The organism is Acidovorax sp. SRB_24 (assembly GCF_012931925.1).
The window spans coordinates 1-7,804 of sequence record NZ_MWOM01000106.1 but is presented as its reverse complement, the minus strand read 5'-3'; the positions used below and the strand labels follow the sequence as shown (position 1 = coordinate 7,804).

The 7,804-nt window shown below is 69.3% G+C and carries 8 protein-coding genes; all 8 read left to right on the top strand.

All coding sequences use genetic code 11. The annotated features are described in order from the left end of the window. Positions 1-1,782 (top strand): nitrite/sulfite reductase (locus tag B2J89_RS20245; RefSeq protein WP_169170669.1); only part of this gene is annotated, 1,782 nt, incomplete at its 5' end. 29 nt (positions 1,783-1,811) lie between these two features. After that, positions 1,812-2,192: a DUF934 domain-containing protein gene (locus tag B2J89_RS20240; protein WP_169170670.1), complete on the top strand. Its 381-nt coding sequence runs from the start codon at positions 1,812-1,814 to the stop codon at positions 2,190-2,192. Beyond that, positions 2,192-3,025 carry a phosphoadenylyl-sulfate reductase gene (locus tag B2J89_RS20235; protein WP_169170668.1) on the top strand — a complete coding sequence of 278 codons (834 nt, stop codon included), beginning with the start codon at positions 2,192-2,194 and terminating at the stop codon, positions 3,023-3,025. Before B2J89_RS20240 ends, B2J89_RS20235 begins: the two co-directional genes overlap by 1 nt. Further along, positions 3,022-3,954 carry a sulfate adenylyltransferase subunit CysD gene (gene cysD / locus B2J89_RS20230; protein ID WP_169170667.1) on the top strand — a complete coding sequence of 311 codons (933 nt, stop codon included), beginning with the start codon at positions 3,022-3,024 and terminating at the stop codon, positions 3,952-3,954. Before B2J89_RS20235 ends, cysD begins: the two co-directional genes overlap by 4 nt. 1 nt (position 3,955) lies before the next feature. Then, a complete protein-coding gene (locus tag B2J89_RS20225) occupies positions 3,956-5,326 on the top strand; it encodes a sulfate adenylyltransferase subunit 1 (RefSeq protein WP_169170666.1) in 1,371 nt (456 codons plus the stop codon). Positions 5,327-5,395: 69 nt separating this feature from the next. Next, positions 5,396-5,992, top strand: coding sequence for a DUF488 family protein (locus tag B2J89_RS20220; RefSeq protein WP_169170665.1), 597 nt, complete (start codon positions 5,396-5,398; stop codon positions 5,990-5,992). Positions 5,993-6,113: 121 nt separating this feature from the next. Then, on the top strand, positions 6,114-6,443 hold the full coding sequence (gene fdxA, locus B2J89_RS20215; protein WP_169170664.1) for a ferredoxin FdxA: 330 nt from the start codon (positions 6,114-6,116) through the stop codon (positions 6,441-6,443). A 49-nt stretch (positions 6,444-6,492) separates the two neighbouring features. Next, on the top strand, positions 6,493-7,569 hold the full coding sequence (locus B2J89_RS20210) for an NAD(P)/FAD-dependent oxidoreductase (RefSeq protein ID WP_169170663.1): 1,077 nt from the start codon (positions 6,493-6,495) through the stop codon (positions 7,567-7,569). Positions 7,570-7,804 lie beyond the last annotated feature (235 nt).

Sequence of the window (7,804 nt, the reverse complement as noted above, 5' to 3'; positions counted from 1 at the left end):
CAATACCGCGACCAGCTCGAACGCTGGCAGGCCGGCAAGCTCAGCGAGGACGAGTTCAAACCGCTGCGGCTGCAAAACGGCTGGTACATCCAGCGCTACGCGCCCATGCTGCGCATTGCCGTTCCCTATGGCGAGCTGGCCGGCCACCAGCTGCGCGTGCTCGCACGCATCGCGCGCGAGTTCGACCAGCCCGACACGGACCTGCTGCTGCGCGCGCGCGCGACGCAGGACCAGCTGGGCGAGATCGCGCTGTCGAACGGCCAGCGCATCGGCTCCGAGCTGGGCCATGGCTGCGGCCACTTCACCACGCGCACCAACGTGCAGTTCAACTGGATACCGATCGCCCAAAGCGCCGACGTGATGGACCTGCTGGCCGGCGTGCAGATGCACGGCATCCAGACCAGCGGCAACTGCATCCGCAACATCACCGCCGACGAGCTCGCCGGCATCGCGCCCGACGAGGTCGCCGACCCGCGCCCGTTCGGCGAAATCCTGCGCCAGTGGAGCACGCTGCACCCCGAGTTCGCCTTCCTGCCGCGCAAGTTCAAGATCGCCATCAGCGGCGCGCTCGAAGACCGCGCCGCCACGCCCTGGTACGACGTGGGCCTGCAGATCGTGCGCGACGAGGCGCTGGCCGCCAGCGAATCGGGCCCGCTGGCCGGCATCGGCTTCCAGGTGCGCGTGGGTGGCGGCATGGGGCGCACGCCCATCATCGGCTCGGTGGTGCGCGAATTCCTGCCGTGGCACCAGCTGATGAACTACCTCGAAGCCGTGATCCGCGTCTACAACCGCTACGGCCGGCGCGACAACGCCTGGAAGGCGCGCATCAAGATCTTGGTCAAGGCCGAGGGCCAGCGCTACATCGACCAGGTCGAGGCCGAATACCGCCAGATCGTCGAGCAGGACGGCGCCCCGCACACCATCACCCAGGCCGAATACGACCGCGTGGCCGCCTGCTTCGTCGCGCCCACGCTCACGCGCCATGTCGGCGCACCGGTCGCCGCCCTGCCCAGCGGCGACAAGGCCTTTGACCGCTGGCTGCAGCGCAACGTGGCTGCGCACCAGCGCCCCGAGCTGCGCGCCGTCACGCTGTCGTTCAAGCGCCCCGGCGCCGCGCCGGGCGATGCGAGCGCCGAGGTGCTGGACGCCGCCGCCGACCTGGCCGAGCAGTTCAGCGCCGGCGAGGCGCGCGTCACGCACCAGCAGAACCTGCTGCTGCCCTGGGTGCATGTGAACGACCTGCCCGCGCTCTACCAGGAGGCCAGGCGCCTGGGCCTGGCGCAGGCCAACATCGGCCTGCTGACCGACATGATCGCCTGCCCCGGCGGCGACTTCTGCTCGCTCGCCAATGCGCGCTCGCTGCCGATTGCGCGCGCCATCACGGAGCGCTACCAGGACATGGACGAGCTGCACGACATCGGCACCATCGACCTGAACATGAGCGGCTGCATCAACAGCTGCGGCCACCACCACAGCGGCCACATCGGCATCCTGGGCGTCGACAAGGACGGCAAGGAGTGGTACCAGATCACGCTCGGCGGCGCCGACGGCAGCACGCGCAGCGGCCCGGCCCTGCCCGGCAAGGTGGTCGGCCCGTCGTTCTCGGCCGCCGAAGTGCCCGACGTGATCGAAGCCGTGCTCGACACCTATCGCAGCCTGCGCCAGAGCCAGGGCCAGCGCACCGAAACCTTCATCGAAACCCTGCGCCGCACCGGCATGGACCCGTTCAAAGCCGCCGCCCACGCTGCGCGCCATGCCACATCGCAGGCCGAAACGGCCTGAGCGCCGGCCGCCTCCTTGAGACCATGACCATGAAAATAATAGCTAGCAGCGCACACCAGGCAAGCGTTACAGGCCAAAAAGTGCTGGAACTGCCGAACGACGCCGATCCGCTGGAGATCGACCTCGCCGGTGTTACCCGCATCGACCTGCAGTTTCCCAAGTTCACCGATGGCCGCGCCTACAGCCAGGCGCGCCTGCTGCGCCAGCGGCGCCAGTTCACGGGCGAGATCCGCGCCACCGGCGACGTGCTGATCGACCAGCTGGTGCACATGGCGCGCTGCGGCTTCGACGTGGCGGTGCTCAGGGACGGCGTGGACGCGGCCGACGCGCAGCGCCAGTTCGACCGCTTCCACGGCTTCTACCAGGGCGACGCAGTGCAGCCGCGCCCGCACTTCGCCAAGGCCGCGTGATGACGGCCGGCAGCCCGACCCTGCTGGCGCGCGGCGCGGCTGCCAAGGCCACCGCCGTGCACGCCCGCGCCAGCGCCGGCTATGCCGAGAAGCTCGCGCAGACCTGCGCCGTGCTGCGCGAGGCGGCGCAGTTGGGCGCAGTCACGCAGGCGTCCAGCCTGGGCGCGGAAGACGTCGTCATCACGCACTTGATCAACGCGCTGCAGCTCGACATCGGCGTGTTCGTGCTCGACACCGGCGCGCTGCACACCGAGACGCTGGCGCTGCTCGAGCGCACGCAGGCCCACTCGCGCGCGCCCGTCACCGTCTACCGGCCGCAGTTCGACGCCGTGGTCCAGTTCATCCGCACGCACGGCCAGAACGCGATGTACGACAGCATCGAACTGCGCAAGTCCTGCTGCGCCATCCGCAAGATGGAGCCGCTGGTGCGCGCGCTGGCCGGCAAGAACGGCTGGATTACCGGCCTGCGCCGCGAGCAGTCGAACGCCCGTGCCGAGGTGCCGCTGGTCGACACCAGCGAAGTGGCGAGCAAGGGCCTGACCAAGTTCAACCCGCTGGCCGACTGGACCTGGGGCGACGTCTGGCACTGCATCGCCGAGAACGGCGTGGACTACAACCCGCTGCACGACCAGTTCTACCCGAGCATCGGCTGCGCACCCTGCACGCGCGCGATCAGCCTGGGCGAAGACTTCCGCTCGGGACGCTGGTGGTGGGAGGACGAGAGTGCCAAGGAGTGCGGTTTGCATGTCCAGCCCACTGTCGATGCGCCAGCGTCCGGCCGCAGCCAAAACCTGTCTGAAACCGCCGCCCCAACCCCGAAGGCCCTTGCATGAACGCCCGCACCGATTTTTCTGCGCTGAACCAGCTCAGCAACCGCCACCTCGATGCGCTCGAAGAAGAAACCATCTTCATCCTGCGCGAAGTCGCTGCTGCCTTCGAGCGCCCCACGCTGCTTTTTTCGGGCGGCAAGGATTCGCTGGTGATGCTGCGCTGCGCCGAAAAAGCGTTTGGCGCCGGGCGCATTCCGTACCCGCTGTTGATGATCGACACCGGCCACAACTTCCCCGAGGTCACGGACTTCCGCGACTTTCGCGCGCAGGAGCTGGGCGCCGAACTCATCGTGCGCAGCGTCGAGGACTCGATGGCGCGCGGCACGGTGCGCCTGGCGCACCCGGGCGAGTCGCGCAACGTGCACCAGTCGGTCACGCTGCTCGAAGCGATCGAGGAGTTTCGCTTCGACGCGCTGATCGGCGGCGCGCGCCGCGACGAAGAAAAGGCCCGCGCCAAGGAGCGCATCTTTTCGCACCGCGACAGCTTCGGCCAATGGCAGCCCAAGGACCAGCGCCCCGAGCTGTGGACGCTGTTCAACACGCGCCTGCAACCGGGCGAGCACTTCCGCGTGTTCCCGATCAGCAACTGGACCGAGCTCGACGTCTGGCAATACATCGAGCGCGAGCAGATCGCCCTGCCTTCGCTCTACTACACGCACCCGCGCGAGGTGGTCGAGCGCAAGGGCCTGCTGGTGCCCGTGACCCCGCTGACCCCGGCACGCGAGGGCGAACAGGTGCAGACACGCGGCGTGCGCTTTCGCACCGTCGGCGACGTCACCTGCACCTGCCCGGTCGAGAGCCTGGCCGCCACGGCCGGCGACATCGTGCTCGAGACCCTGGCCGCCGACGTGAGCGAGCGCGGCGCCACGCGCATGGACGACAAGACCTCCGACGCCTCGATGGAAAAGCGCAAGAAAGACGGGTACTTCTGAGATGACAACGAACAATTTGATAGCTTCCAGCGCAATCACAGCAAGCATTTCAGGCCAAAATGACCATGATTCCGCGCTGCGCTTCATCACCTGCGGCAGCGTGGACGACGGCAAAAGCACGCTGATCGGCCGCCTGCTGGTGGACAGCAAATCGGTGCTGCAGGACCACCTCGCCGGCGTGCAGCGCGCGGGCGAGACCGATCTGGCGCTGCTCACCGACGGCCTCTCGGCCGAGCGCGAGCAGGGCATCACCATCGACGTGGCCTACCGCTACTTCAACACCGAGTCGCGCAAATTCATCATTGGCGACGCCCCCGGCCACGCGCAGTACACGCGCAACATGGTCACCGCCGCGTCGCAGGCCGACGCCGCCGTGGTGCTGGTCGATGCCACCAAGCTCGACTGGCACTCGCCCGCCCTGGCGCTGCTGGAGCAGACCCGCCGCCACGGCCTGCTGGTGCACCTGCTGCGCGTGCCCAGCCTGGTGTTCGCGGTCAACAAACTCGATGCCGTCCAGGACCCGGCCCTCGCCTTCAAGCACATCCGCGCGGCTTTGCTGCAGTTCGCCCAGGATGCGGGCATTGCGGTCGCCGCCACCGTGCCCGTCTCGGCCCTCAAGGGCTGGAACGTGGTAGAGCGCCACGCCGGCTGGTGCGGCTACGCCGGCCCCAGCCTGCTGCAGCTGCTGGAGCAACTGCCCAGCGCCGCCGCCGAGAGCGATCTGCCGCTGGCGCTGCCGGTGCAGTGGGTGGAAAAATTCTCGGCGTCCAGCGACACCTCGCAGGGCCGGCGCGTGTTCTGGGGCCGTGTGGCCACGGGCAGCGTGGCGCCCGGTGCGGCGGTGCAGATCTTCCCGAGCGGCCAGGCCGCCACGGTGGCCCAGGTGCTCGACCGCGTGCGCCGCCCCGGCGACGTGTCGGCCGGCCACAGCGCCGGCATCGTGCTCGACCGCGAGGTCGATGTCTCCCGCGGCGACTGGATCGTCGCCGCGCCCACCCCGGCAGCGGCCAGCGCCGCGGACGGCTTCGACGCCCCGGCCCCCGCACCCGCGTGGCCGGCGCAGCGCGAGCTGACCGCCACCGTCGCCTGGATGGACGACGAGCCGCTGGTGGCCGGGCGCGTGTACTGGGCGCTGCATGGCCACCGCTGGGTCAAGGCCAAGGTGCAGCGCGTGGTTCACCGCCTCAATGTCCACACGCTGGCAAAGGAGCCGGCCACCGAGCTGGCGCCCAACGCCATCGGCCACACCTCGCTGGTGCTGCAGGAACCCCTGCCGGTGGCGCCGTTCGGGCGCTCGCGCACGCTCGGGTCGTTGATTCTGGTGGACACCGCGAGCCACCGCACGGCAGCCGCCGTGCTGCTGCAGGCATGACCCGCGGCAACACACCGGTGTTTGACCGCAGCGGTGGCGGCGCCCGTGCATTTGCGGCACCCTGTGCCCATGCCTGCTGAACCGACCACTGCGCCGCTGGAGCCGATCTTCACCATCGGCCACTCCACGCGCAGCCACGCCGAGTTTCTGGCCCTGCTGCAGGAAAACGCCGTGCAGTGCGTGGTCGATGTGCGCAAGCTCACCGGCTCGCGGCGCTACCCGCAGTTCAACGCCGACGCCCTGGCGCCCGCGCTCGCGCTCGCGGCCGATGGCATCGCCTACGTGCACATGGCTGCGCTCGGCGGACGGCGCGGTCGCACGCTGGCCGCGGGAGAGCCGTCGCCCAACGGCTTCTGGACCCACGACAGCTTTCGCCGCTATGCCGATTACGCGCTGGCCAGCAGCGATTTCGCCACGGGCCTGCACGCGCTGCTGGCGCGCAGCCGCACCGAGCGCTGCGCCGTGATGTGCGCCGAGGCGGTGTGGTGGCGCTGCCACCGCCGCATCATTGCCGACTACCTGCTGCTGCACGGGCGCTCGGTGCAGCACATCCTCAACGCGGGCCGCACCGAAGCGGCCCACCTCACGCCGGGGGCCCGCCTGAAGGAGCCGCACGCCGCGCCCGCCGACCAGCGCCTGGTGTACCCGGCGCAGGCCCCCGCATGACGGCCCGCCGCGTCCCGCGCAGCGGCTGGCGGCGCAGAGCCACCACACCCCGCAGGGCAGCACCGCAGGCGCTTGGTGCAAACCCTTAAAATTTCACTTATTCACCGCCTTAGAAAAAACCATGACCCACGTTGTTTCCGAAAACTGCATCAAGTGCAAATACACCGATTGCGTGGATGTGTGTCCCGTCGACTGCTTTGTCGAAGGCCCGAACATGCTCGTCATCAACCCCGACGAATGCATCGACTGCGCCGTGTGCGTGCCCGAATGCCCGGCCAACGCCATCTTTGCCGAGGAAGACCTGCCCCCCACCGAGCTGGCCTTCATCAAGCTCAATGCCGACCTGACCAACGCCCCCGGCTGGAAGGTCATCACCAAACGCAAGGCGGCGCTGCCCGAGGCCGACGAGTGGAACGGCCAGCCCGGCAAGGTCAAGGACCTGGTGCGCTGAGCGCCGCTGCACTGCCGCACCGCACTGCGCCCCCACCGGCTTGCACCGCTTGAGCACTGCCCGCGCCCCCGCCACTGCGCCACTGGAGACCGACGCCGTCGTCATCGGCGCCGGCCCGGTCGGCCTGTTCCAGGTTTTTCAGCTCGGCCTGCAGGGGCTCAAGGCGCACGTGGTCGATGCCCTGCCCGAGCCCGGCGGCCAGTGCATTGAGCTATACGCCGACAAACCCCTCTACGACATCCCCGGCATCGCCCACTGCAGCGGGCGCGAACTGGTCGAGCGCCTGCAGCAGCAGATTGCGCCGTTTGCGCCGCAATGGCACCTGGGCGAATCGGTGGCGCAGCTCGCAGCGCAGGCCGGCGGGCGCTTTCTCGTCGGGACCTCGCGCGGCACGCAGCTGCTCGCGCGCGCCGTCTTCATCGCGGCCGGCGTCGGCGCCTTTGTGCCGCGCGCGCTCAAGGTGCCGGGCATCGACATTTTTGAAGGCACGCAGCTGCTCTATCGCCTGGACGATCGGGCCGCCATCGCGGGTCGCCATGTGGTCGTGCATGGGGGCGACGAGCCCGCGGTATCGCAGGTGCTGGACTGTGCGGCGGCCGAGCAGCCGCCCGCCAGCCTCACGCTGCTCCACCGCCGCGATGTGTTCGACGCACCGCCCGCTCAGCTGGAGCAGCTGCGGGCACTGCGCGACGCCGGGCGCATCCAGGTCGCCATCGGCCAGATCACCGGCACCGAACAGGACGGCGGGCGCCTTACTGCGCTGCAGCTGCTGGCACCCGACGGCAGCACCCGGCGCGTGCCGCTGGACCTGCTGCTCGTGCGCCTGGGCCTGTCGCCCCGCCTGGGACCCCTGGCCGACTGGGGCCTGGCGATGGAGCGCAAGCAGCTGGTGGTGGACACCGCGAGCTACGCCACCAGCGTCAGCGGCATCCACGCCGTGGGCGACATCAACACCTACCCCGGCAAACGCCGCCTGATCCTGTGCGGCTTCCACGAGGCCACGCTGGCGGCCTTTGCCACTGCCGAGCGGTTGGCGGGCCAAAAAATCCCGCTCGAATACACCACCAGCAGCGCGCGCCTGCAGCAGCGCCTGGGCGTGGCGCCCGCTACTACGCCCACCCCCTGACGCGCGTGCCCGGGTGGGCCTGCGATTGCACCCCATCCCCCATCTGTCGCACGGCCGGGCCAGAAAAAACAAAAGCCGCAGCGATGTGCATCGCTGCGGCTTTTTATGTGATGTGGTGGATCGCTTCCGGCACTCCGAAACGTTCGCAAAACCAACGGCGGGCGGACCCATATGGCGGAGTGGACGGGACTCGAACCCGCGACCCCCGGCGTGACAGGCCGGTATTCTAACCAAC

Bases quoted from the DNA above. Each gene is read 5' to 3' on its own strand.
- B2J89_RS20240 (WP_169170670.1), top strand. From the start codon at position 1,812: ATGAAAATAATAGCTAGCAGCGCACACCAGGCAAGCGTTACAGGCCAA.
- B2J89_RS20235 (WP_169170668.1), top strand. From the start codon at position 2,192: ATGACGGCCGGCAGCCCGACCCTGCTGGCGCGCGGCGCGGCTGCCAAG.
- cysD (WP_169170667.1), top strand. From the start codon at position 3,022: ATGAACGCCCGCACCGATTTTTCTGCGCTGAACCAGCTCAGCAACCGC.
- B2J89_RS20225 (WP_169170666.1), top strand. From the start codon at position 3,956: ATGACAACGAACAATTTGATAGCTTCCAGCGCAATCACAGCAAGCATT.
- B2J89_RS20220 (WP_169170665.1), top strand. From the start codon at position 5,396: ATGCCTGCTGAACCGACCACTGCGCCGCTGGAGCCGATCTTCACCATC.
- fdxA (WP_169170664.1), top strand. From the start codon at position 6,114: ATGACCCACGTTGTTTCCGAAAACTGCATCAAGTGCAAATACACCGAT.